This window comes from Yersinia ruckeri ATCC 29473, from assembly GCF_000754815.1.
In the GTDB taxonomy this organism is placed as follows: Bacteria; Pseudomonadota; Gammaproteobacteria; order Enterobacterales; family Enterobacteriaceae; genus Yersinia; species Yersinia ruckeri.
In genome coordinates this window covers 3,550,901-3,576,191 of the sequence record NZ_KN150747.1, presented here as the reverse complement: position 1 = coordinate 3,576,191, position 25,291 = coordinate 3,550,901, and the positions used below count along the sequence as shown (strand labels likewise).

The following is a 25,291-nucleotide window of genomic DNA, read 5'->3' as shown; positions in this document are numbered from 1 at the left end:
AAAGCTTCGTTAAGAACCGCTTCTTATCTCCCCCCGTATGATATTGCTTATCCAACTTTTGCGGGAAGTTCATCACGGGTAGCGGGTTGACAGCGAAGTGAGGCTAAAGCAGATGGCGCTAAAGCAGAAAGTGTCGAGCCAGCAATGGGCCGGTGAAGGTTTTCTTTAAATAGAATCCGCGCGGTAATGTCATGATGGGTTGACCTTTTTCGCCTACGGCTTCGGTCAAGGCGCGGCTATTGGCCGCTTTGGGGCGCAATTGCAGTACTTCGCCGTGACGGGCAGTAATACTTTCAACCTTTCCCAGGACGATCAAATCCATCAGTTCTTCCCAATCACGGCGAAGCCGTTCTTCTTCTTCAGTATTCGGGCTCCAAAGCAGTGGAGCACCGATGCGTCGTTCCGCTAGAGGAATCTGACGTTCGCCTTCAACAGGTATCCACAGTACCCGGGCAAGCTTGTGGCGCACATGACTGCTCTCCCAGGTGACGCCACTGTTTCCGGTTAACGGTGCCACGCAAACAAAGGTGGTTTCCAACGGTTTGCCTTGCCCGTTGATCGGGATGGTTTTCAATTCAATGCCGATATTGGCAAAATCTTGTTCAGGCTTACTGCCTGCGTTGGCACCGAGATAAAACTCTAACAGCATGCCCACCCATCCCTTATCCCGTTTCAAATCTACCGGAATCGGCCAGCCTGCACGGGTAGCTAATTCACCCAGCGTGAATCCAGCCAGTCTTTGCGCCCGTTCAAAAAGCTGATGTTCATCAACGGGTGGAGCCGGAGACTGCGAATAAGCGGACATAGAAAAAAACCACCAAAGTAGGTTAAAAAATAGACTTCTTTTGCAGTATTCGACAGCCTCTCATCAAAGCTGCAAATGAAAGTTAATAATAGCATGATTTAACTGTCTTTTTTACCATTGATAATGGAGCATGATTTTATTTCTACCGATTTGTGCACTAGCTGCCAGTCACAATGAACAGGATCTTATACCTATTTATCCACAGATTTATGGGATAACCCGGTTGAAAATCAAATACTGGTTCAATTTACAGCCTTGACGCAGGGTTTTTTTGCGAGTTTAGCCATTTATTGTGTAACTTCACCGCATAATCTGTGGATAAAAACCTCATTGATGGATCTTTGAGCAGGCAAGGATCGCAAACGGATACAGATCACATTTTTGTACTTTTATTGTTGTACTCTAATCATGTAATTTCATGAAAAATATAAATTATTTAATTTTTCATTTTTCATCTGTCAACGGCTGAAAATGAGTTGTACCCGTATTACCCTTGAGTTCTGCACATATATATCCACAGAAAAAGTGAATAAAATTAGCCTGACCTGCTCTTGGGTGTTTATAACTTTGCTAATATCTGTGAGTTATCCCAAACGCAGAGTGTTTCAATCACTGATAACCAGTGGTTTACCGCCTGTTGGTAGTGTGAAACAATCAGAGCATCTTTGAGTATTAAGCTTATCGAGGTAGTCCGGTGATCGATGATGATGGCTACCGCCCGAATGTGGGTATTGTAATTTGTAATCGGCAGGGGCAGGTGTTGTGGGCAAGACGTTACGGTCAGCATTCCTGGCAGTTTCCTCAAGGGGGAATCAATCCTGGTGAGACGCCAGAGCAGGCGATGTACCGCGAACTGTTTGAAGAGGTAGGACTGAATAAGAAAGATGTCCGAATACTGGCTTCAACCCGTAACTGGTTGCGTTATAAATTACCAAAACGTTTGGTGCGTTGGGATACAAAGCCGGTTTGCATCGGCCAAAAGCAGAGATGGTTTTTGCTGCAATTAATGTGTAACGATGCCGATATCAATATGCAACGCAGTAGCACGCCGGAATTTGATGGCTGGCGCTGGGTCAGCTACTGGTATCCGGTGCGTCAGGTGGTGTCATTCAAACGGGATGTCTATCGTCGGGTGATGAAGGAGTTTGCTGCTACAGTGATGCCCATGCAGGAGGTGACGCTGCCTCGGACACCACCCGCTTATCGCCGGAAAAGAGGTTAAGTTAATTCAATCATGCTCACGCGTTTACGAGAAGTCGTAGAGAAAGTTGCGATGGCTGCCAGCCTGACGGATGCGTTGGAGCTGTTGGTCAATGAAACCTGTCTGGCGATGAACACGGAAGTTTGCTCTATCTATCTGGCAGATAATGACCGCCGTTGTTACTATCTGATGGCAACCCGGGGTTTGAAGAAACCCCGGGGACGCACGATCACGCTGGCTTTTGATGAGGGTGTTGTCGGTTTGGTCGGGCGTCTGGCCGAGCCCATCAACCTTGCCGATGCACAAAGCCACCCAAGTTTTAAATATGTCCCGCAGGTAAAAGAAGATCGCTTTCGTGCGTTTCTCGGTGTGCCCATTATCTATCGCCGTCAATTGCTTGGTGTGCTGGTGGTGCAACAGCGAGAACATCGTCAATTCGACGAAAGCGAAGAGTCATTTATGGTTACGCTGGCAACACAGCTGGCTGCCATTTTGTCCCAATCTCAACTCAACGCCATCTTTGGTCAATATCGTCAAACTCGTATTCGTGCGCTGGCCGCGGCTCCGGGTGTCGCTGTCGCCGAAGGTTGGCAAGATACCAGTCAACCATCGCTGGATCTGGTTTACAAAGCCTCCACCCTGGATAGCGTTCGCGAACGTGAGCGTCTGACTCAGGCTCTGGAAGAAGCGGCCGCCGAATTTCGGCGCTTTAGCAAACGTTTTACCGCCAGTTCTCAGAAAGAGAGTGCGGCAATATTTGATCTCTATTCTCATTTATTGAACGATGCTCGCCTGAAACGGGAATTGTTTGCAGAAATTGACGCAGGTTCCGTCGCTGAATGGGCGGTTAAGCAGGTCGTTGAGCAGTTTGCGGCGCAGTTTGCCAGCCTGCAAGATACCTACATGCGGGAGAGAGCTGGCGATTTGCGCGCGTTGGGGCAGCGTTTACTGTTTCATCTCGATGATAGCACCTCGGGTACCAGCCAGTGGCCTGAGCGCTTTATCCTGGTCGCGGATGAACTGACTGCAACACTCTTGGCGGAAGTTCCACAGGATCGCTTGGCGGGTGTGGTCGTTCGCGACGGTGCTGCCAACTCTCACGCGGCGATTTTGGTTCGCGCTATGGGCATTCCCACCGTGATGGGGGCGGATATCCAGCCTTCATTGTTGAGTCAGCGATTGCTGATTGTTGATGGTTACCGCGGGGAAATCCTGGTTGATCCTGAACCGGTGTTGGTGCAGGAATATCAACGCCTGATCACCGAAGAAATTGAGCTGAGCAAGCTGGCTGAGGATGATGTCGAGCAACCAGCGGAGCTGAAAAGCGGTGAACGCATCCAGGTGTTGCTCAATGCCGGTCTTAGTCCCGAACATGAACAGCTTCTCGGCGGGCGCGTCGATGGCGTAGGCCTCTATCGCACCGAAATACCTTTTATGTTGCAAAGCGGTTTTCCCTCCGAGGATGAACAGGTTGCGCAGTATCAAGGTATGTTGCAGTTGTACCCGCAAAAACCGGTCACGCTACGGACTCTGGATATCGGTGCTGACAAACAGCTACCTTATATGCCAATCAGTGAAGAAAATCCCTGTTTGGGATGGCGCGGTATTCGAGTTACGCTGGATCAACCAGAGATCTTTTTGATCCAGGTTCGCGCGATGTTAAGGGCGAATGCCGGTACCGGCAATCTCGGGATCTTATTGCCGATGATTACCAGCCTGGAAGAAGTCGATGAGGCTAAACGCCTGATTGATCGTGCCGGGCGAGAAGTGCAAGAAGTGCTGGGTTATGAATTGCCTAAACCGCGCTTGGGCGTGATGATTGAAGTGCCTGCAATGATCTTTATGCTGCCTTATCTGAAATCTCGGGTAGATTTTATCTCGGTAGGCACTAACGACCTGACCCAATACTTACTGGCGGTAGACCGCAATAATACGCGGGTTGCATCTTTGTATGACAGCTTGCATCCGGCCATGTTGCAAGTGTTACGGCAAATTCTGGTACAGGCTACGGATTCCGGTTTACAGGTGAGTTTGTGTGGTGAAATGGCTGGCGATCCAATGGGGGCGCTGCTGCTGGTTGGATTGGGTTATCGTCAGTTGAGTATGAATGGTCGCAGCGTCGCGCGAATCAAATATTTACTGCGGAATGTTGATTTGGTTGAGGCCGAAGCGTTGGCTGAGCGCGTGTTAACGGCGCAAATGACGACGGATGTTCGTCATTTGACTGCTGCATTTATGGAGCGTCGTGGTTTGGGCGGCCTAATTCGGGGCGGAAAATAGCTTAATAGTCATCGGGCGGCGGAAATATTCGTCGCTATTGTTTACAGAACTTTTCCCTTCGCGGTTTCCCAGAATGCTGCCCGCCTATGCTATCATGCGCTCCCTGCAGCCCCCAATAAGGGGGAGAATCCTAGACATATTGTGGTGATAGATGAGCAATAGCTATCTGGCGTTTCCTAATATAGATCCGATCATTTTCTCCATTGGCCCAGTCTCCCTCCATTGGTACGGCTTGATGTATCTGGTGGGCTTTGTTTTTGCTATGTGGCTGGCGGTTCGCCGTGCGAACAAGCCTGGCAGTGGCTGGACTAAAGATGAAGTCGAGAATTTGTTATATGCCGGTTTTGTTGGCGTATTCGTCGGCGGGCGTCTCGGTTATGTTCTGTTTTACAACCTGCCGATGTTCCTCGATAACCCGCTGTATCTCTTCAAAGTCTGGGATGGCGGCATGTCGTTCCACGGTGGCTTGGTGGGGGTTATCTGCGTCATGTTGTGGTTTGCCCATCGCACCAAACGTCATTTTTTCCAGGTTGCCGATTTCATGGCACCACTGATCCCATTTGGCTTGGGTGCCGGCCGTTTAGGTAATTTCATTAATGGAGAACTGTGGGGGCGGGTGACAACAGACACGCCTTGGGCGATGTTGTTCCCTGCCTCGCGCAGCGAAGATATCGCACTGGCGGCAGCCGATCCTCAGTTACAAAGCATTCTGTTCCAGTATGGTGTTTTGCCACGTCATCCATCGCAGCTCTATGAAATGATTTTGGAAGGCGTGGTGCTGTTTATCATCCTCAACCTGTTTATCCGCAAGCCTCGCCCAATGGGTAGTGTATCCGGCCTGTTCCTGATTGGTTATGGCTTCTTCCGTATTGTGGTGGAGTGCTTCCGTCAGCCAGATGCGCAGCTTGGTTTGTTCGACGGCGTGATCAGCATGGGGCAGATTCTTTCTGTTCCAATGATTGTTGCCGGTATAATTATGATGATTTGGGCGTACCGCCGCCCTCAGCAACAACTTTCGTGAGGTAACATGAAACAGTATCTGGATTTGATGAAAAAAGTGCTCGATGAGGGTACCCCAAAAGCTGACCGCACGGGAACCGGTACTCTGTCGATTTTCGGGCATCAGATGCGTTTCAATTTGCAGGACGGTTTTCCGCTGGTGACGACAAAACGCTGCCATCTACGTTCCATTATTCATGAACTGTTATGGTTCCTTAACGGGGATACCAACATTGGTTACCTGAAAGAAAATAATGTTTCTATCTGGGATGAATGGGCGGATGAAAACGGTGATTTAGGGCCGGTTTATGGCAAACAGTGGCGAGCTTGGGGTGCTGCTGATGGTCGTCAGATCGATCAGTTATCCAAGGTGGTTGAACAGCTAAAACAAGATCCTGATTCACGACGGATTATTGTATCTGCCTGGAATGTTGGTGAACTGGATCAAATGGCACTGGCTCCTTGCCACGCATTCTTCCAGTTCTACGTGGCTGATGGCAAGCTTTCATGTCAGCTTTATCAACGCTCTTGCGACATATTCCTTGGCCTGCCGTTCAATATTGCCAGCTACGCGTTGTTAGTTCATATGATGGCACAGCAATGTCATTTGGAAGTGGGTGATTTTGTTTGGACGGGAGGTGATACTCATCTCTATAACAACCATATGGAACAAACCCAATTGCAACTGAGCCGCGAGCCGCGAGCCTTGCCTAAGTTGGTCATCAAACGTAAACCAGAGTCATTATTTGATTATCATTTTGAAGATTTTGAAATTGAAGGTTACGATCCGCATCCTGCGATTAAAGCTCCTGTAGCGATCTGATCAGCGCTAAACACGCCGACTGCGCTATTCAGGAAACCGGAGCTTGTCAGGATGTATTGACGGCATATTGACGATCCACTGGCTTTCACCACTGCGACCACATTGTTATTAACCCCAAACCGGAGCCTAAACGCTCCGGTTTTTGTTTTCTGTATCACTGCTTCCCTGCCTGCAATGTTATCGATAAAAATGCGCATATCTTCGCAGGTTAAATGTAACCGCTGTATCACTGACAAATTTGCTGCGAAGCTATTTCAGCCTCTCAATCTGACCGCTGGACTCTTCTGTCTGCGACCATAAACTGACTCCATGAAAAACAGAATACAGACAGCACAACAGGGGTTTAGTTTAGTTGAATGGCTAATGGTAATAGCGCTTATCGGTGTGATTGGCAGCATTGGCACGCAGAGTTGGAATCATTATCAACAACGGGAAAAGTTGCTGATAACGGCCCGACAGCTACTGATTTTTTTGACCCACGTGCAGACAGATGCTTTTTGGTTGAATCGCTCGGCATTGCTATGGCAGAGCCATTCAGAACACTGGTGCATTGGGAGTGGGATTCAACCGACCAATGGCTGCTCTCAACAAGATGGTTGGCTATTTTCTCCTGAATATCCTGATATTACTTTGGCGGAATATATGCCGGAGAATATGGGGTTCTATGGGCTGAGAAATACGGCGCAACCGGGTCATATAACTCTAGCTAACTCAGCAGGCCGCATACGATTGGTTATTTCTAATCAGGGAAGAATGAGATTGTGCAGTGAACAGCACTCTCAGGGAAGGATACCTTTATGTCATTGAATGATCACCTCTCAGCAATACACTTTGATTGGCCTACTCGTCGTTGTCATCGCGGATTTGGTTTACCGGAGATGATGTTGGCGATGATGTTTGGCAGCGTAATGGTACTGAGTGCAGTGAAAGTTTACCCACAATTACGACAGCGGCTTGCTGTCGTCTATCAGCATCACAGCTTGGAGTTATCAATGCAGCGGGTCATCTCATCGATTGAAAAGGATCTGCGGCGGGCTGGGTTTTGCAATGGCCAATGTCAGGGAACGAGATTTTACCTAAGCCAGTATAAAGGAGAGAAGGCAGACTCTTGCGTTATAGTTGCCTACGATCTTAATCGCAATGGGCATTGGGAAGGCATAAAACATCAAAAATCTGAGTATTTCGGCTATCGGTTACGCAAAAATCAATTAGAAGCCGCCCGGGGGGAAAGAGATTGTCAGAGCCGTGGCTGGGAAGGGTTGTTTGAGACACAAAAGATTTCCATCACCGATTTTGGAATCCAGCGAGAGAAACCCACGTTGAATAGTACGCTTTTGACACTGAGACTGTTTGGACATATCAAGCAGGCACCCGAAATAGAACAGCGGCTACAACACACGGTGAATGGCTACAATCTATGATCCCAGCCAGACAGCAGGGCAGCGGCATTTTGGTAACCATTACTGCGATATTTGCCCTAAGCCTGCTATTACTTCAGGCCATGCATCAGCATCTGGATAAGATGCTACTGATTACTCGTAATGAGCAGCACTACTTACGTAGCTACAATCTGGCTGCATCATCTCTGAATTGGGGATTAAACCAAGCATGGCCTGTATCTCAAATTAATGGCTCGCTATTTACTCATAGCAAACAGTGGTTCTGCCAACACCATACGGAAGAGTCTTTAACAGCCTGTATTAAGCCGGGAACGTTGCAGAATACTTTCGTGCTGAAAGGTGAAGGATTAGCGAGTCGCTATACGCAAAAAATGGCGCTCTATCAAAGAGTAAGAATTGATTTTGAGTCATTAACTCAAGCTGGAATCAAGGTTGCCAGCTTGGCTCAGGGATGGTTGGATTTTTGTCCGGAAAAGGATGCGGGGTTTTGTGCTGATTAACATTAAAGCCAGAACCGGTGGCAAAATATTATCGATGAAAAATAAACAGATAAAAGTTAACCAGCAAGGATTTAGCTTACCCGAGGTGATGATTGGAACCTTATTATTGTCCATCTCTCTGTTAGGATTATTGCAGTATCATCAAGCATTATTATCGAGTTTTTATCAAGAATGGCACTGGCGACAAGCTTGGAGAATTGCTCAACAAGAGGCTGAGTCTTTCACCGCGGGTCGGCGGCACTCGACAGCCATATCTATTCCTTCGATAGAATGGCAACAAAACAGTGCTATAAATCGGCTTGATGAGTTCTGTGATCGATTAAGTGTTGAAATAGTGACGCCAGAAAAACGGCGGGCTGAGATTCATAGGATCTATTGTTATAGAAAGTGAAAAGCAATGACTCTGTTATGAGTTTTAGAACCTGTTACATTGAGCGATGTCAGACTAGAGTACTGCGTGCTAAAAGGGGTTAATCAGGATTCTCCTGATTAACCAGTAGATTATATGCGCTATTTGGGAGCAACGATGTTCACGGTTTATCATTCTAATCAATTGGATTTACTTAAAGCAATTACCACTGCGTTGATAGAACGAGATCCGCTGGATAATCCATTTGAGCCTGAGGTTATTCTGGTTCAAAGCCCAGGAATGGCGCAGTGGCTACAGATGCAACTGGCTCAACAATTCAGCATTGCTGCTAATATCGAGTTTCCGCTACCTGCAACCTTTATCTGGGATATGTTTACCAAAGTACTACCCGGAATTCCCAAGGAAAGCGCCTTCAGCAAAGATGCCATGACATGGAAGCTGATGTGGTTATTACCCGATCTGCTTAATGAACCCGTATTTTCGTCATTACAGCGTTATCTGAGCGATGATGGTGATAAACGCAAGATTTATCAATTGGCTGCACGAGTTGCCGACCTCTTTGACCAGTACTTGGTATATCGGCCTAAGTGGCTGGAAACCTGGGAGCAGGGGCATGAAATCGAGGGGTTGGATGAGGCTCAGCATTGGCAGGCTCCTCTTTGGAAAGCCTTAACCGAATATACCCGCCAACTGCAACAACCGGAATGGCACCGAGCCAACCTTTACCAGCGTTTTATCTATGCTCTCCACGAAAGCGATATTTGTCCTCCCGGTTTACCCAAGCGGGTGTTTATTTGCGGTGTATCCGCGTTACCGCCGATTTATCTGTCAGCGCTTCAAGCGCTGGGTAAACATATTGATATCCATCTGATGTTTACCAACCCATGTCGCTATTTTTGGGGGGATATCCAAAATTATGCTTTCTTGGCCAAATTACAGAGTCGTAAGCGTCGTCATTATCGAGAGAAAACAGAGCTGAGTTTATTTCGTGAACCCGAACAGGCGGCACGGCTATTTAATGATGATGGGGAACAAAACCTGAGTAATCCTCTCTTGGCCTCATGGGGACGCTTGGGGCGTGACCATATGTATTTGCTGTCCCAGGTGGATGAAATTCAGGAAGTTCAAGCTTTCGTTGATATTGAGCCGGATAACCTTTTACATGCAATCCAGCACGATATGCTGGAGCTGGAAGATCATGCCATTATTGGAACCACACAGGAGACATTGTCCTCCAGTAACAAAAAACGACGGTTAGATCCAAAAGATCGTTCGATCAGCCTTCATGTATGCCATAGCCCGCAGCGTGAAGTTGAAGTCCTACAGGATCAACTATTGGCCATGTTGGAGGCCGATCCTGAACTCACGCCAAGAGATATTATTGTGATGGTGGCGGATATCGATAGCTATACGCCTTATATTCATGCGGTTTTTGCTAATGCTCCATTTGAACGCCATTTACCTTTTGCGATTTCGGACCGCAAGGCCAGCCAGGCACATCCTGCTCTTCAGGCTTTTATTACACTATTGGATTTGCCGCAAAGCCGCTTTACCTCCGAGCAAGTACTCGCCCTTTTAGAAGTGCCAGCGCTGGCGAACAGATTTGGCATTGATGAGCATGGGTTGCGGCGACTACGTCAGTGGGTCGGAGAGTCGGGTATTCGTTGGGGGCTGGATGATGATAACGTACGTGAACTGTCGCTACCCGCCACCGGTCAACACACTTGGCGCTTCGGATTAACGAGGATGCTATTGGGCTATGCGATGAGTAGTGATGCAGGTAACTGGCATGACGTTCTGCCGTATGATGAATCCAGTGGATTAGCTGCGGAGTTGGTTGGGCAACTGGCTGATATGCTAATGCAACTCAGTCACTGGAGAGCACAACTTGCTGAGGCACGAACTCTGGTGGCGTGGTCACCGCTATGTCGCCAAATGCTTGATGCCTTTTTCGAACAAGACAACGAAACCGAGGCGGTACTCGCGCTTATAGAACAACAATGGCTGAAAGTGATCAGCTATGGCATAAGTGCCCAATATCCAGATGTCGTCCCGCTAACGTTATTAAGGGACGAATTGGCCGCACGTCTTGATAACGAAAGGATTAGTCAGCGATTCTTAGCTGGACCAATTAACTTTTGTACATTGATGCCCATGCGCTCTATACCGTTTAAAGTGGTTTGCCTGTTGGGTATGAATGATGGCATTTATCCACGCACATTACCGCCTTTAGGATTCGACTTAATGGCCAGGCAGATCCAGCGTGGTGACCGTAGCCGACGTGATGATGACCGCTACCTTTTCCTTGAAGCACTTTTATCTGCACAACAACGCCTCTATATCAGTTATATCGGCCGTTCTATTCAGGATAACAGCACGCGCTACCCTTCGGTTTTAGTCAGTGAATTGATCGAATATATTGGGCAGAGTTTCCATTTACCCGGCGATGAAGCCGCAAGCGTGGATGAAAGTGAGCAGCGTGTTACTGCTCACTTACTAAACTGGCATCCTAGAGTGCCATTCGCGGCAGAAAACTTTGAACGAGATAGTGCAATACAAAGCTATGCGGCCGAGTGGTTACCTGCCGCTGCAGCGAAAGGGCAAGCTCATCCTGATTTTAATCAGCCGCTATTGCCTGAACCGATCAGCGAGATATTACTGGACGATTTAATCCGCTTTTATCGTCACCCCGTCCGAGCTTTTTTCCAGCGGCGGCTTGGTGTCAACTTTGTGATAGAAGAAACCGAATTGCCAGATGAAGAGCCCTTTACCGTGGACAACCTTAGCCGCTATCAACTCAATACCCAGTTATTGAATGCCTTAATTGATGATGGGGATGCAAATAAAGTTTTTGCCAGAGCGAGAGCCAGCGGCGAATTACCATTCGGTGCTTTTGGCGAGATTTACTGGCAAGGGCAGGTAGAGGAGATGGCATTGCTTGCGGAACAGATTCGTAACGAACAGGGCGATGCCGATAGCCTGGAACTAAACATTGTTCTGGAAAATATAACCATAACCGGTTGGATGCACCAGGTTCAGACCGATGGCTTGATGCGTTGGCGTCCTGCGGCACTGACGGTCGTTGATGCCTTACTACTCTGGGTCGAACATGTAGTCTATTGTGCCGCCGGTGGAAGTGGTGAGAGCCGAATTTATGGTAGAAAGGGAACCGTATGGCGTTTTGGCCCATTAGATGAGTCGAAAGCCAGAGCTTATTTGCAAACATTGGTGGAGGGCTATCAGGGAGGTATGAGCCAGCCGTTAATGTTATTGAGTAAAACGGGCTGGGCCTGGTTGAGCCAGTGCTTTGACTCAGAGAGTGGGGAAATTCTTTGGGATGACGAGACTCAAGATAAAGCCCGAGGGAAATTGCTGTTAGCCTGGCAAGGGTCACAGCAAATTTCAGGTGAAGGTGAAGATCCTTATATCCAACGGGTTTTCCGGTGTATGGATAATGATCGATTGGCCGTGATCTTACAGGAAACGGAGCGTTACTTATTACCCGTTATGCGCCATAACCGAGCTTAAGAGCAATATAAATTATTTGGTATCAAATTCTGAGGGTTAAGGGAGAAACGAATGCGTAAACAGCTTACCCGTCTTGCGGGTGTGGTCTTACTATTGGGGTTGTGGATGCCAGGGAGTTGGGCAGCACAAGGTTGGCAACCATTGGAGGAGACCATCCATAAGAGTGAGCATGACCTACGAAAATATCAGGCAATAAAACTGGCTAACGGGATGACGGTACTCTTGGTCTCGGATAGTGAAGCACCTAAATTGTTGGCAGCACTGGCTCTACCCGTAGGAACGTTGGAAGATCCTAATAATCAATTGGGCTTGGCTCATTACTTGGAACATATGGTATTGATGGGTTCGAAGCGCTTCCCTGAACCGGGAAATCTTGCTGAGTTTCTAAAAAAACACGGTGGCAGTCATAATGCCAGCACAGCTTCTTACCGTACCGCCTTCTACCTCGAAGTAGAAAATGATGCGTTGACTCCCGCAGTTGAACGCTTGGCTGATGCCATAGCGCAGCCTCTGCTTGACCCACTAAACGCTGACCGGGAACGAAATGCTGTTAATGCCGAACTCACCATGGCTCGCTCGAGAGATGGCATGCGTATCGGGCAAGTGACTGCTGAAACTCTTAATCCGGCTCACCCAAGATCCCGGTTCTCAGGTGGTAATCTTGAAACCTTGAAAGATAAACCTGATAGCAAATTGCAGGATGAGTTGCTGGCATTTTATCACCGTTACTACTCAGCCAATTTGATGGTTGGAGTGATTTACAGCAACCAACCGTTGGATCAATTGGCACAATTGGCGGCAGACACATTCGGTAAAATTACCAATCATGATGCTACTGTGCCTGCGATTACCGTACCGGTTGTTACCGCAGAACAGACTGGCATTATTATTCACTATGTACCCGCTCAGCCGCGTAAACAGTTGAATGTTGAATTTCGTATTAACAACAACAGTGCAGAGTTTCGTAGTAAAACAGATACCTATATTGGCTATCTGATTGGTAACCGCAGTAAAAATACTCTTTCAGATTGGCTGCAAAAACAAGGGCTTGCTGATTCAATCAGTGCGGGTGCTGACCCTATGGTTGATCGTAATGGCGGTATATTTTCAATTTCGGTTTCTTTGACAGATAAAGGCTTGGCGCAGAGAGATGTGGTGGTTGCCGCTATTTTTGATTATCTGACGATGCTAAAAAAAGAAGGTATTAATCAAAGTTATTTTGATGAGATTGCCCATGTCTTGAATCTGGATTTCCGATACCCATCGATTACCCGCGATATGGATTATATCGAATGGCTGGTGGATATGATGCTGAGGGTACCCGTAGATCACGTCCTTGATGCCCCGTATCTTGCCGATCGTTTTGATCCTAAGGCGATCGCCGCGCGACTGGCTGAGATGACCCCAGAAAATGCCCGAATCTGGTTTATTGCTCCTAACGAGCCACATAACAAAGTCGCTTATTTCGTTGATGCGCCTTATCAGGTAAATAAAATCAGTTCTCAACGAATGCAAGATTGGCAACGCTTAGGGAAAGAAATAACACTGTCTTTGCCTACATTAAATCCATACATTCCCGATGATTTTTCGCTGATCAAAATCGATAAAAGAATGACTCGACCAGAGAAAATAGTCGACCAAGCTGGGCTACGCGTATTTTATATGCCTAGCCAGTATTTTGCGGATGAACCTAAAGCGGATATTTCGGTAGCATTCCGTAATCAACATGCTTTGAATGATGCTCGCCATCAGGTGCTGTTTGCTTTAACCGATTACCTAGCTTCGCTTTCTCTCGACCAGCTTAGCTATCAGGCATCGGTCGGCGGCATCAGTTTCTCTACCGGTGCAAATAACGGCCTGTATATTAACGCGAATGGTTTCACCCAGCGCCTGCCGCAGTTATTGACGTCTTTGCTCGAAGGGTACTCCAGTTTCACTCCGACTGAAGATCAACTGAATCAGGCTAAATCCTGGTATCGCGAGCAACTGGCGATAGCGGATAAAGGTAGGGCCTTTGAGCTAGCCATTCAGCCCGTCAAAATGTTATCCCGAGTTCCCTACACCGAACGCAGTGAGCGTAGTAAAGTTCTCAATACCATCAGTGTGCAAGATGTTATTAAGTATCGGAATAGTTTACTGAAAGAGTCTGCAGTTGAGTTGTTGGCTATTGGTAATGTTACTCCGAAGCAGGTTAGCATTTTGGCAGAATCGTTGAAAAAACAACTCGGTTTTTCCGGGACGATTTGGTGGGCGGGTGAAGACATTATTGTCAATGAGAGGCGATTGGCTAATTTACAACGGGTTGGTAGCAGCACCGATGCTGCATTAGCTGCGGTTTATATTCCCACGGGTTACAGCGAAGTAGAGGGGATGGCCTATAGCAGTTTACTGGGTCAAATTATTCAGCCGTGGTTCTATGACCAACTGCGTACCGAAGAGCAGCTTGGTTATGCTGTTTTTGCATTCCCGATGTCAGTTGGTCGTCAGTGGGGCGTCAGTTTCTTACTGCAAAGCAATAGTAAACAGCCGGATTATCTCTACCAGCGTTATTTGGCTTTCTATCCTAAGGCTGAGAAACGTTTACGCGAAATGAATGTGGCAGATTTTGAACAATACAAACAGGGGCTGATTAACCAATTATTACAACGCCCACAGACACTGGACGAAGAAGCGGCTCGCTTCAGTAATGATTTTAACCGCAATAATTCTGCTTTCGATAGTCGAGATAAACTGGTTGCTCAAGTTCGGTTAATTAACAGTGCCGAACTGGCAGATTATTTCCTACGGGCGGTAATTAAACCACAGGGGTTGGCATTACTTTCTCAGGTTAAAGGCAATGGGCAGGAGGCTGGGGGCTATGCGAAACCAACTGGCTGGAAAACCTACCCTAATGTATCAACATTGCAGAAGACCTGGCCGCATAAGGTAGTAACGCCATGATGAAAAACTCTCCTCAACGTCTGGATCCATTAACGTTACCACTGTTTGGCGAGCGTTTGATTGAGGCATCTGCTGGTACTGGTAAAACCTTTACTATCGGCGTGCTTTATTTACGCTTATTGCTCGGGCTTGGTGGGAACGCTGCTTATCTACGACCATTGACGGTGGAAGAGATTCTGGTTGTTACCTTTACCGAGGCGGCGACAGAAGAGTTGAGGGGGAGGATTCGCAACAATATTCATGGGTTACGCATCGCATGTGTTCGGGGAGAAAGTGCTGATCCGATGTATGCAATTTTGTTAAAGGAGATTCCTGACCTGTCTTCTGCGGCAGCAACATTGCTTGCCGCGGAGCGGCAGATGGACGAGGCGGCAATTTATACCATTCACGGTTTCTGCCAAAGAATGCTAGCGAATAATGCATTTGAGTCAGGCATCTTGTTTGAACAGAAACTGATACTGGATGAATTACCGTTACGCCGCCAGGCTTGTGCCGACTTCTGGCGTCGGCATTGTTACCCTTTACCATTGACTATAGCGAGGGTGATCAGTCAGGAGTGGAGTGGCCCGGAGGCATTATTAAAAGAGATATCCGCATACCTGCAAGGCGAGGCTCCCAAACTCCGCCAGGCTCCAGAAGAAGATGAGACTATCCTTGAACGACATCAGCAGATTATTGCCAAGATTGATGCCCTGAAAGATTTTTGGTGTGAGAACGCTCCAAACTTTGCTGCGCTTATTAGCAACTCTGGCGTGGATAAACGTAGTTATAGTAGTAAGCACTTACCTAATTGGTTGGCAAAAGTTGGGGAATGGGCAGGGCAGGAAACCGTTGATTACACCTTGCCCAAAGAATTGGAAAAATTCCGCCAATCGGTACTGTTTGAAAAAACCAAGAAAGGTGTAGCTCCGGAACATCCTGTATTTATGGCAGTTGATGTTCTGTTTGAACAGTCATTGACCTTGCGGGATTTGCTATTAGCTCGTGCTATTCGTGAAATCAGGGCTTCTGTTCAACAGGAAAAACAACATCGTGCCGAGTTAGGCTTTGATGATTTACTGAGTCGTTTGGATATAGCCTTGCAGCCGCCGGAGGGGGATGCCTTGTCCGAAGCTATTCGCCACCGCTACCCGGTAGCGATGATCGATGAATTTCAGGATACCGATCCGCAGCAATATCGTATTTTTAATGCAGTATATGGTGGTCAAAAAGATTGCGGTCTATTACTTATTGGCGATCCTAAACAGGCTATCTACGCCTTTCGCGGCGCGGATATCTTCACCTATATCAAGGCTCGTTCTGAAGTCAGTGCTCACTACACACTAGAGACCAACTGGCGTTCTTCTTTACCGATGGTTCGCTCAGTAAACCGATTATTTAGCCGAGTAAAAGTACCGTTCTTGTTTGAGCAAATTCCTTTTATCGAAGTGAATGCTGCGGAAAAAAACCGGGTTCTGGACTTTCAAATCGACGGGGAAACTCAGCCTGCACTGCACTTTTGGCTACAGCAGGGAGAAGGCGTTGGTGTCACCGAGTATCAGCAGCTAATGTCCCGGCAATGTGCGATGCAAATCCGTGATTGGCTAACGGCGGGGCAGCAGGGAAAGGCCATACTGCATACTGCTAAAGGCCCAAGTTCGGTGCAGGCATCGGATATCACCATTTTGGTTCGTAGCCGAGCCGAAGCTGCCTTGATCAGGGAGGCATTAAGCTCATTGTCTATCCCTTCGGTATATCTGTCTAACCGCGACAGTGTTTTTGATACGCCGGAAGCGAAAGATTTATTGTGGCTGTTGCAAGCGGTACTGGCACCAGAACAAGAAAGAGCGCTGCGTAGCGCGATGGCTACCAGCTTGCTTGGCTTGGACGCACAAATGCTGGATGCTTTAAACCATGATGAAAAAGCTTGGGATGCATTGGTGAATGAGTTTGACCGCTATCGACAACATTGGCAGAAACGTGGTGTCCTGCCAATGTTACGTGAACTGCTTGCTTGTCGAGGTTTGGCCGAAAATTTATTGGCCAGCGAGGGGGGTGAACGGCGTCTGACCGATGTGCTTCACTTGGGAGAACTCTTGCAAGAAGAAGAGTCTCAGTTGGAAAGTGAGCACGGCTTGGTTCGCTGGTTAGCTCAGCAGATTGCTCAACCGAATCATCAATCAGAAAATCAGCGGCTCAGGCTTGAAAGTGACCGTCATCTGGTTCAGGTCATTACTATTCATAAATCCAAAGGGTTGGAATATCCGCTGGTTTGGTTACCGTTTGTGGGTAACTTCAGGCAACAGCAGGATGTGATTTACCACGACCGGCAGAGTTTTGAGGCTTTACTGGACTTGAATGCCAGCGATGAAAGTAAACAGTTAGCTGAGGAAGAACGGCTAGCTGAGGATCTTCGTTTGCTGTATGTAGCACTGACGCGATCGATATATCACTGTAGCCTGGGTATTGCTCCGTTAATCAAAGGCGGGCGCAAAAAGCAGGGAGATAGCGATATGCATCTCAGTGCCTTAGGTTATCTGGTGCAGTGTTCACAAGCTGGTGATGCAGCATATTTGGCCGAAAAGTTGGCTGAATTATCAGATAAAGATATTGCGGTTTCGCTGGTGGACAGACTGGATGATAAGGTCTGGCAACCTCATAATGAGCTGATTCCCGAATTATCAGCCCGCCAGTTTACCCGGCAGATCTTTGATTACTGGCGGGTTACCAGCTATTCGGGTTTGCAACAGCATGGCTCATCGAGATCGATCAATATACCGGGAGACGAGCTATTACCTCTGGAACTATTACCGAGATTAGATACCGATGCTGCGGGTGAACAGGGGCTTTCTGATGAGCGGATATTGACACCACATACTTTCCCTCGTGGTGCTGCGCCCGGTACGTTTCTACACGATCTCTTGGAACAGATTGATTTCAGCCAGCCTCTTGATGAACTTTGGCTGGCTGAGCAATTACTTCAGTATGGACTGGATGAAGAATGGTGCCCGGTTTTACGGCAGTGGTTAACCGATATTGCTTCTGTACCGCTTAATCAGAGTGGCGTCACATTAGGGAGCTTGCCTCCAAAAGACAAACAGGCCGAGCTTCAGTTTTACCTGCCAATTGATGGTTTATTGCAGGCGGAAGAACTGGATCTTTTGGTTAAAAAATATGATCCCCTATCCACACGCTGTCCAAAATTGGATTTCAAACAGGTTAGAGGGATGCTGAAAGGATTTATCGACCTAGTATTCTGCTGGCAGGGCAAATATTACCTGCTGGACTACAAATCCAACTGGCTGGGTGAGGATAGTCACGCCTATACCCGAGAGGCGATGGCGCAAGCGATGGCTGAACATCGTTATGATCTACAGTACCAGCTCTATACTCTGGCCTTACACCGATATCTCCGCCACCGCCTGACGGATTACGATTATCACCAACACTTTGGCGGCGTTATCTATCTCTTTTTACGGGGGGTGGATGGAGATAACCCAGGGAATGGTCTTTTTGACTGCCAGCCTGAGTTTGCACTTGTTGAAGGGTTGGATCGGTTATTTAGTGGGAAACCGCTGGCCGCAGAAGAGGTGGCTGTATGATAAGACTTTTGGAACAAGCGGTTAGTGACAAACTGCTGCGACCTTTAGATGTTCAGTTTGCCCGCATGATAGCCAGAGATGACGAACCGTTAATGCAACTGGCAGCGGCATATTTAAGTGCGGAGACTGGGGCAGGGCATGTTTGTCTATCTTTAGACCGGTTACATCCGGATCGGCTCTTTGGTGGCCGCCAGCCTCTATTGGCACAATCTTTATGGCAAGCAGCAGGAAAACCAGAATTAGTCCAGTGGCAGGCAGGTCTAAGGGCATCGGATGCAGTCAGCGACGGTTCCTTGCCGACTCCACTTGTGTTGCAGCAGGATCGCCTGTATTTACAGCGAATGTGGCAGTGCGAGGGTGAGGTTGCCGAGTTTATTTCTCACGCTGAAGCCAATGAAGTTATTGATAAAGAAAAGTTAAAAGATATTTTGAATAACCTTTTTGGCGCATCATCCACTGAAATTGACTGGCAAAAAGTCGCGGCAGCCGTTGCGGTTACTCGGCGCATTTCAGTTATTTCTGGTGGGCCGGGAACCGGTAAAACGACGACGGTAGCCAAATTGCTCACGGCTTTGGTTCAATTAAATGAAGGTCGACGACTGCGAATTCAACTTGCTGCTCCGACGGGTAAAGCGGCTGCGCGATTAACTGAATCATTAGGCAAAGCCAGTCGTCAATTACCGTTGAGTGAGAGCGAGCGGAAACTTTTTCCAGATCAGGCCTCTACGTTACATCGTCTACTCGGTGCTCAGCCAAATAGCCAGCGTTTACGTTATCATCAGGGAAATCCGTTAAATCTGGATGTACTGGTAGTTGATGAAGCCTCAATGGTTGATTTACCAATGATGGCGAAACTCATTGCGGCATTGCCAGCGAAGGCTCAAGTGATTTTTCTCGGTGATCGGGATCAATTAGCATCAGTTGAAGCTGGCGCAGTATTGGGTGATATCTGCCGGTTGGTTGAGTCGGGTTACAGCCCCACTCGAGCTGAAGAATTAAGCGAGCTAACCGGCTGCTCGCTTCAAGGAAAGGTGGCGGAGAAAACAGCCACAATTCGCGATAGCTTATGTCTACTGCGTAAAAGTTACCGCTTTGATGAGCAATCTGGTATTGGTCAGTTGGCTCTGGCAGTTAACGCAGGGAACCCGAAACAAGCATTGTCTGTGTTTCAGGGGAATTATGCTGATATCGAACGTTTCCCTTTATCAGATACCGAAGATTATCAGAGATTGTTACAGGACAGCGTCGCTGGTTATCAACACTATCTGCAACGGGTTGCCGAAGAGGCGAATCCTGTTGCCATATTGACGGAGTTTAGTCGCTATCAACTACTTTGTGCGCTACGAACTGGGCCATTTGGTGTGGGTGGTCTTAATGAACGTATTGAACAGATGCTGAATAAGAAAGGTTTGATACGCCGGATACCAGGTCCATCGGGTCGATGGTATCCCGGTAGGCCGATTATGATTGACCGAAATGATAGTGCACTGGGGTTATTTAACGGTGATATCGGTATTGCATTGTATGACGCAGACGGTGAGCTTCGAGTCCACTTCCACCTGCCTGACGGCAGTATAAAATCAGTTCAACCGAGCCGTTTGCCAAGCCATGAAACTGCGTATGTAATGACGGTACATAAGTCTCAAGGATCTGAGTTTGAACATACCGCACTGATATTGCCAAACTATTTCTTACCTGTAGTGACCCGGGAACTGGTCTATACCGCGATAACCCGTGCACGTAAGCGGTTGACGCTCTATTGCTCCGACTCGGTATTGACCAGTGCAATACGGACGCCGACTCAGAGACGAAGCGGTTTGGTTGAGCGTTTAATGCAGTAATGGGCTGCGATCCGTTTGTTGCCTGCTAATCAGAAAAAGGAGCAGAGGCTCCTTCAGGTCACTGACCCACCCAATGGCTCGATCTCTGGTAGTGATAGCGGGCAAAAGAGTCAAGCATCGGTGCCACGGACGGCTCGCTCGAGCCTATATGGACGGATTTACGGTATTTTTACAAACAGCCTGTTACCTCCGCTACGGCACTTTGTCAATTACCTCCGGAGCTTGACGTCCTTCATGTTTAAATCAGTTTGTGGTGCAATTAAAGGTCTGCCAGCAATATTTTTGAACGTCGCTGATAGTTATAAAGCTCCTGCTTTTGAATCGGTAAAACTTCAACTTCAGCCGGTGTAAAACCACGTTCTTGGAACCAGTGAATACTGCGCGTCGTTAATACAAACAGTTTCTTTAATCCCATTTGACGAGCCTGATTAGCCACCCGTTTCAACAACATCTCACCACGGGATGAACTGCGATAGTCAGGATGAACGGCTACGCAGGCCATTTCTCCTATCTGTTCCTCTGGGAACGGGTAGAGTGCTGCACAGGCAATGGTTAAATTATCGCGCTCAATAATCGTAAATTTATCGATCTCCATTTCTAGCTGCTCACGGGAGCGGCGTACTAGTATGCCTTGCTGTTCTAATGGACGAATCAGTTCCAAAATACCGCCAATATCGTTGATGGTGGCACGCCTTACCTGCTCGGCACTTTCCATCACGATTTGGGTACCGATCCCATCGCGTGAAAATAGCTCTTGTACTAATGTGCCGTCTTCCTGGTAGCTCAATAAATGGCTACGGCGAACGCCGCTACGGCAGGCTTTCAAGGCTCCACGGAGGAAACGTACGGTACCGGAATGGTAGTCACCTTCCTGCTCGAGTTCCTCGATGCGTTTTTGGGCATCACTCGGGAATAGCTCGGAAATAATATTCCCTTCCTGGTCGGTTACCCCTTGAGATGAACAAAAACCAATCATTTTTTCTGCTTTTAGCTTGATTGCCAGTTGTGTCGCAACTTCCTCAGAGGTCAGATTAAAGCTTTCACCAGTGACAGAAACGGCGACCGGTCCCATTAAAACAATCGCACCATTGTCCAACTGACGATGAATCGCTTCCTCATCAATACGACGAATTCGTCCACTATGGCAATAATCGACACCGTCATCCACGCCCAGCGGCTGAGCAATAATGAAGTTGCCGCTGACGACGTTGATATGTGCGCCTTGCAGCGGAGTATTATTCAAGCTCATAGATAATCGAGCGGTGATATCTAGCTGTAATAAACCGGCAGCTTGCTTAACCAATTCCAAGGTTCGGGAATCTGTTACGCGGGTATGCTTATGATAAATAGGTTCATAGTTATGCTGAGCGAGGTTATTGTCGATTTGCGGACGAGCACCGTAAACCACCACCAGACGAATTCCGAGACTATGTAATAACCCGATATCATTGACGATGTTAGAGAAGTTTTCGTGCTCAATCGCTTCTCCACCAAGCATGATGGCAAATGTCTTGCCACGATGTGCATTAATATAGGGAACCGAGTGGCGAAACCCTTGGACCAGTTCAGTACTACGTTCCTTCACGGCAGACCCTCATTGAATTTTTATTCGCTATTTTTGTATTTTTATTCTTTTATTGCCGTGATAGCAAGTAAGAAATTGCTATTAAATGCATGTATATGGCTTGGTGAGAGTAATAAATTGAATAACATAAAAATGTTTTCTGATGACAGAGGCGGAGTGATTCGCTAAAGTTTTGCCACTGTTATCTTTTTTGTTTGTTTTTTCATCGTTTATTGGTGGTTACTTTGGAGTTCCATGGCAAATTCAGATCATAATCCTGAGCGTCGTCGTTTATTACAAGGCGTAGCTGCAACCTGGCTGCTCAGTGTCAGTCCGGTTGGATTTGCCGCATCGACTCAAGTGATTGCCGTACGTATCTGGCCTTCATCAACCTATACCCGGGTGACACTGGAGTCCAATTCGCCGTTGAAATATCGTCAATTTACGTTAACCAGCCCGGACAGGATTGTGGTGGATATTGAGGGCGTCCATTTGAACAGTGCGCTGAAAGATATCGGCAACCAGATTCAGTCTGGCGATCCTTATCTGAAGCAGGCTAGAGTTGGACAGTTTGATAAAAACACCGTGCGCCTGGTATTGGAACTCAAGCAAAGCATTAGCCCTCAGCTATTTACACTGAAGCCGGTTTCCAAGTTTCATAACCGGTTGGTGGTTGATCTCTATCCAGAAAAAGGGGGGGACACCGCAGAAGATGACCCGCTACTGGCATTACTTGAAGACTACAACAAAGGCAATGTGGAGCGATCGCTGCCAGCGGAAACCGCACGGGCAGGTAAGGCTGGGCGAGATCGTCCGATCGTTATTATGTTGGACCCAGGCCATGGTGGTGAAGATCCTGGCGCTATTGGCAAAAATAAAACCCGCGAAAAGGATATCGTGCTACAAATCGCTCGTCGTTTACGTGCGCTGATTCAACGTGAGCCTAATATGCGGGTTTATATGACGCGTAATGAAGATGTCTTTATTCCACTGAAAGTTAGGGTGGCTAAAGCGCGTAAACAGCGAGCTGACCTGTTTATTTCCATTCATGCTGATGCTTTTACCAATCGTGCCGCTCGTGGTTCTTCGGTATTCGCTTTATCGACGAAAGGCGCAACCAGTACGGCTGCGAAATTTCTGGCACAAACGCAGAACGAAGCGGATTTGATTGGTGGCGTCAGTAAGAGTGGCGATCGCTATCTTGATCATACGATGATCGATTTGCTGCAAACGGCAACGATAAATGACAGTCTGATCTTTGGTAAAGAAGTGTTACATCGTTTAGGCAAGATTAATAAATTGCATAAAAACCGGGTTGATCAGGCGGGCTTTGCCGTGTTGAAGGCGCCAGATATTCCATCGATTCTGGTTGAGACGGCTTTTATTAGTAATGTTGAAGAAGAACGGAAATTACGCAGCAGCCATTTTCAACAGCAAATAGCTGAGTCGGTGTTTGCTGGCATCAAAGCGTATTTTTCCCACAGTGATGTAGTGGCTCGCTTATAGTTTTTTAGCTGCTTTTAGATTTTTGTGAAAAACAGCTGGATGGCTAGCCAGAGAAGGAAGGGCAAAAAGAATACTACTGGAGATGATTGGACGCCAGAAACAAAAAAACACCCATATGGGTGTCTTGAGTAAGAAAGTTATCATTAAGAATTGGTTGCGGGGGCCGGATTTGAACCGACGACCTTCGGGTTATGAGCCCGACGAGCTACCAGGCTGCTCCACCCCGCGTCCGTCTTAATGCTTATTTTCTACTTAGTGCCAAGTTGTTGGTTGCGGGGGCCGGATTTGAACCGACGACCTTCGGGTTATGAGCCCGACGAGCTACCAGGCTGCTCCACCCCGCGTCCGTCTAACAACTTTTTCACTTTTACTTCAACAACATCGGACGACTATTTGATACTGCTGGTAATCAGTATCGGTTGGTTGCGGGGGCCGGATTTGAACCGACGACCTTCGGGTTATGAGCCCGACGAGCTACCAGGCTGCTCCACCCCGCGTCCGATTCAGCGCACTATACTCTGGATCACATTTCTTGCAAGTGCTTTTGGCATTTAAACTGCATAAAGATAGCCAACTGACTAATTTCTGCACTATGTGGTTTGTTTTTCTACGTTATGGGCAATATGGTTCGGTAATATGATTTTTTGTGGCTATTGATTCCTTTATCCATAGGCCTTTGTTATCGTTCTGCCAGAAGATAAATAGGTATAAGAAGGCGTGTAATGAAAGGACGTTGGGGCAAATACTTACTGAGCGGATTAATGATTGCTGTATTGGCTGGTTGTCAGTCACGGCCGACCGATCGTGGTCAACAATATAAAGATGGTCGCCTGAATCATCCTATGGAACTGGTGAATGAGCCCAGCGCCACGGGTAAGCCGGTTAACGCAAAAGATTATTCGGATCAGGTGAAAGTGATTAATCAGGCTTCACCTAATCTCTACAACCGCCAAAGTCATACTTTTGAGGCCGTTCAGAACTGGATGCTGGCAGGCGCGGATACCAGCAAACTTAGCCAATTTGGTTTGAACGCTTATCAGATGGAAGGCGTGGATAACTTCGGTAACGTGCAGTTTACCGGTTATTACACTCCCGTTTTACAAGCTCGCTATACGCCGCAAGGGGAGTTTCGTCATCCTTTGTATCGTATGCCGTCTAAAAAAGGCAAAGGCCGTCTGCCAGATCGCGCCGGAATTTATGCGGGAGCGCTAGATAATCGTAATTTAATTATCGCCTACACCAATTCGTTGATGGATAACTTTATGATGGAAGTGCAGGGCAGCGGCTATGTTGATTTTGGTGACGGTCGGCCGCTGACCTTCTTCGGTTATGCAGGTAAGAATGGTCATGCGTACCGCAGTATCGGGAAAGTGCTGATCGACCGTGGCGAAGTAGCAAAAGCCGATATGTCGATGCAGGCCATCCGTAAATGGGCGGAAACACACAGTGAAGCCGAAGTCAGAGAATTATTAGAGCAGAATCCGTCATTTGTGTTCTTCAAACCGGAAATGTATGCCCCAGTAAAAGGCGCGAGTGCAGTTCCGTTAATTGCTAAAGCCTCGGTAGCTTCGGATCGTTCGTTAATCCCTGCGGGAACGACCTTACTGGCCGAAGTGCCACTGTTGGATAATCAGGGTAAATTCACCGGGCAATATCAAATGCGTCTGATGGTTGCATTGGACGTCGGTGGTGCAATAAAAGGGCAGCATTTTGATATTTATCAGGGCATTGGCCATGATGCTGGTCAGGCGGCCGGTTTTTATAACCATTATGGTCGGGTTTGGGTGTTGAAGAATGCGCGAAGCGGCGGTCCTTTGTTTACCGCCTATAAAGGTAATCAGACCCACACCGCCTCAGATTCCTCGTTTCTGGTAAAGAACCAGGGCGAATAATCACAGTTGCTTTATTTCATCGTCAGATGACTCCAAGCGGCCGCCGGGCCGCTTTTGTATT

Annotated in this window: 16 protein-coding genes and 3 tRNA genes; 14 read left to right on the top strand and 5 right to left on the bottom strand. The window is 47.6% G+C overall.

Translation table 11 applies throughout. The annotated features are described in order from the left end of the window. Window positions 1-118: 118 nt before the first annotated feature. Window positions 119-805 (bottom strand): DNA mismatch repair endonuclease MutH, encoded by a 687-nt coding sequence (mutH, locus tag DJ39_RS16105; protein ID WP_004719743.1) that lies wholly within the window; start codon window positions 803-805, stop codon window positions 119-121. 694 nt (window positions 806-1,499) lie between these two features. Between mutH and rppH the strand changes: the two genes are divergently transcribed. The 12 genes from rppH to recD all read left to right on the top strand — a co-directional run bounded on the left by rppH (window position 1,500) and on the right by recD (window position 20,268). Continuing rightward, window positions 1,500-2,027 carry an RNA pyrophosphohydrolase gene (rppH, locus tag DJ39_RS16100; RefSeq protein ID WP_004719737.1) on the top strand — a complete coding sequence of 176 codons (528 nt, stop codon included), beginning with the start codon at window positions 1,500-1,502 and terminating at the stop codon, window positions 2,025-2,027. Window positions 2,028-2,039: 12 nt separating this feature from the next. Continuing rightward, on the top strand, window positions 2,040-4,286 hold the full coding sequence (gene ptsP, locus DJ39_RS16095; RefSeq protein WP_004719736.1) for a phosphoenolpyruvate--protein phosphotransferase: 2,247 nt from the start codon (window positions 2,040-2,042) through the stop codon (window positions 4,284-4,286). A gap of 151 nt (window positions 4,287-4,437) precedes the next feature. Then, a complete protein-coding gene (gene lgt, locus DJ39_RS16090) occupies window positions 4,438-5,307 on the top strand; it encodes a prolipoprotein diacylglyceryl transferase (RefSeq protein ID WP_038241087.1) in 870 nt (289 codons plus the stop codon). A gap of 6 nt (window positions 5,308-5,313) precedes the next feature. After that, entirely contained in the window at window positions 5,314-6,108 is a 795-nt protein-coding gene (gene thyA / locus DJ39_RS16085) for a thymidylate synthase (protein ID WP_004719732.1), read from the top strand. A 309-nt stretch (window positions 6,109-6,417) separates the two neighbouring features. Continuing rightward, window positions 6,418-6,915, top strand: coding sequence for a prepilin peptidase-dependent protein (locus tag DJ39_RS16080; RefSeq protein ID WP_004719731.1), 498 nt, complete (start codon window positions 6,418-6,420; stop codon window positions 6,913-6,915). Continuing rightward, on the top strand, window positions 6,906-7,529 hold the full coding sequence (locus DJ39_RS16075; protein WP_038251567.1) for a prepilin peptidase-dependent protein: 624 nt from the start codon (window positions 6,906-6,908) through the stop codon (window positions 7,527-7,529). The genes DJ39_RS16080 and DJ39_RS16075 overlap by 10 nt, the downstream gene beginning before the upstream one ends. Continuing rightward, window positions 7,526-8,008, top strand: coding sequence for a YgdB family protein (locus tag DJ39_RS16070; RefSeq protein WP_049687830.1), 483 nt, complete (start codon window positions 7,526-7,528; stop codon window positions 8,006-8,008). The genes DJ39_RS16075 and DJ39_RS16070 overlap by 4 nt, the downstream gene beginning before the upstream one ends. Continuing rightward, on the top strand, window positions 7,998-8,399 hold the full coding sequence (locus DJ39_RS16065) for a prepilin-type N-terminal cleavage/methylation domain-containing protein (RefSeq protein ID WP_049689756.1): 402 nt from the start codon (window positions 7,998-8,000) through the stop codon (window positions 8,397-8,399). The genes DJ39_RS16070 and DJ39_RS16065 overlap by 11 nt, the downstream gene beginning before the upstream one ends. A 135-nt stretch (window positions 8,400-8,534) precedes the next feature. Beyond that, window positions 8,535-11,906 carry an exodeoxyribonuclease V subunit gamma gene (recC, locus tag DJ39_RS16060; RefSeq protein WP_038241101.1) on the top strand — a complete coding sequence of 1,124 codons (3,372 nt, stop codon included), beginning with the start codon at window positions 8,535-8,537 and terminating at the stop codon, window positions 11,904-11,906. Between the two features lie 51 nt (window positions 11,907-11,957). Then, window positions 11,958-14,846, top strand: coding sequence for a pitrilysin (ptrA, locus tag DJ39_RS16055; protein ID WP_038251565.1), 2,889 nt, complete (start codon window positions 11,958-11,960; stop codon window positions 14,844-14,846). Next, on the top strand, window positions 14,843-18,427 hold the full coding sequence (recB, locus tag DJ39_RS16050) for an exodeoxyribonuclease V subunit beta (RefSeq protein ID WP_038251563.1): 3,585 nt from the start codon (window positions 14,843-14,845) through the stop codon (window positions 18,425-18,427). Before ptrA ends, recB begins: the two co-directional genes overlap by 4 nt. Further along, on the top strand, window positions 18,424-20,268 hold the full coding sequence (gene recD / locus DJ39_RS16045) for an exodeoxyribonuclease V subunit alpha (RefSeq protein ID WP_038241107.1): 1,845 nt from the start codon (window positions 18,424-18,426) through the stop codon (window positions 20,266-20,268). The genes recB and recD overlap by 4 nt, the downstream gene beginning before the upstream one ends. 259 nt (window positions 20,269-20,527) lie before the next feature. On the opposite strand, the gene argA is transcribed toward recD, so the two are convergent. Further along, a complete protein-coding gene (gene argA / locus DJ39_RS16040) occupies window positions 20,528-21,853 on the bottom strand; it encodes an amino-acid N-acetyltransferase (protein WP_004719718.1) in 1,326 nt (441 codons plus the stop codon). A 234-nt stretch (window positions 21,854-22,087) separates the two neighbouring features. Between argA and amiC the strand changes: the two genes are divergently transcribed. Next, on the top strand, window positions 22,088-23,338 hold the full coding sequence (amiC, locus tag DJ39_RS16035; RefSeq protein WP_004719716.1) for an N-acetylmuramoyl-L-alanine amidase AmiC: 1,251 nt from the start codon (window positions 22,088-22,090) through the stop codon (window positions 23,336-23,338). A 151-nt stretch (window positions 23,339-23,489) separates the two neighbouring features. On the opposite strand, the gene DJ39_RS16030 is transcribed toward amiC, so the two are convergent. The 3 genes from DJ39_RS16030 to DJ39_RS16020 form a co-directional block, all read right to left on the bottom strand. Next, a tRNA-Met gene (locus DJ39_RS16030) sits at window positions 23,490-23,566 on the bottom strand. Between the two features lie 39 nt (window positions 23,567-23,605). After that, a tRNA-Met gene (locus DJ39_RS16025) sits at window positions 23,606-23,682 on the bottom strand. A gap of 76 nt (window positions 23,683-23,758) precedes the next feature. Next, window positions 23,759-23,835, bottom strand: a tRNA-Met gene (locus tag DJ39_RS16020). 225 nt (window positions 23,836-24,060) lie between these two features. Here DJ39_RS16020 and mltA point away from each other — a divergent pair. Next, window positions 24,061-25,230 carry a murein transglycosylase A gene (gene mltA, locus DJ39_RS16015; RefSeq protein ID WP_004719715.1) on the top strand — a complete coding sequence of 390 codons (1,170 nt, stop codon included), beginning with the start codon at window positions 24,061-24,063 and terminating at the stop codon, window positions 25,228-25,230. Window positions 25,231-25,291 lie beyond the last annotated feature (61 nt).

What these genes read in the sequence shown, in the direction of transcription:
- lgt (WP_038241087.1), top strand. Translation starts at nt 4,438, where the DNA reads ATGAGCAATAGCTATCTGGCGTTTCCTAATATAGATCCGATCATTTTC.
- thyA (WP_004719732.1), top strand. Translation starts at nt 5,314, where the DNA reads ATGAAACAGTATCTGGATTTGATGAAAAAAGTGCTCGATGAGGGTACC.
- mltA (WP_004719715.1), top strand. Translation starts at nt 24,061, where the DNA reads ATGAAAGGACGTTGGGGCAAATACTTACTGAGCGGATTAATGATTGCT.
- recD (WP_038241107.1), top strand. Translation starts at nt 18,424, where the DNA reads ATGATAAGACTTTTGGAACAAGCGGTTAGTGACAAACTGCTGCGACCT.
- ptrA (WP_038251565.1), top strand. Translation starts at nt 11,958, where the DNA reads ATGCGTAAACAGCTTACCCGTCTTGCGGGTGTGGTCTTACTATTGGGG.
- ptsP (WP_004719736.1), top strand. Translation starts at nt 2,040, where the DNA reads ATGCTCACGCGTTTACGAGAAGTCGTAGAGAAAGTTGCGATGGCTGCC.
- recC (WP_038241101.1), top strand. Translation starts at nt 8,535, where the DNA reads ATGTTCACGGTTTATCATTCTAATCAATTGGATTTACTTAAAGCAATT.
- DJ39_RS16070 (WP_049687830.1), top strand. Translation starts at nt 7,526, where the DNA reads ATGATCCCAGCCAGACAGCAGGGCAGCGGCATTTTGGTAACCATTACT.
- mutH (WP_004719743.1), bottom strand. Translation starts at nt 805, where the DNA reads ATGTCCGCTTATTCGCAGTCTCCGGCTCCACCCGTTGATGAACATCAG.
- DJ39_RS16080 (WP_004719731.1), top strand. Translation starts at nt 6,418, where the DNA reads ATGAAAAACAGAATACAGACAGCACAACAGGGGTTTAGTTTAGTTGAA.
- DJ39_RS16075 (WP_038251567.1), top strand. Translation starts at nt 6,906, where the DNA reads ATGTCATTGAATGATCACCTCTCAGCAATACACTTTGATTGGCCTACT.
- amiC (WP_004719716.1), top strand. Translation starts at nt 22,088, where the DNA reads ATGGCAAATTCAGATCATAATCCTGAGCGTCGTCGTTTATTACAAGGC.
- recB (WP_038251563.1), top strand. Translation starts at nt 14,843, where the DNA reads ATGATGAAAAACTCTCCTCAACGTCTGGATCCATTAACGTTACCACTG.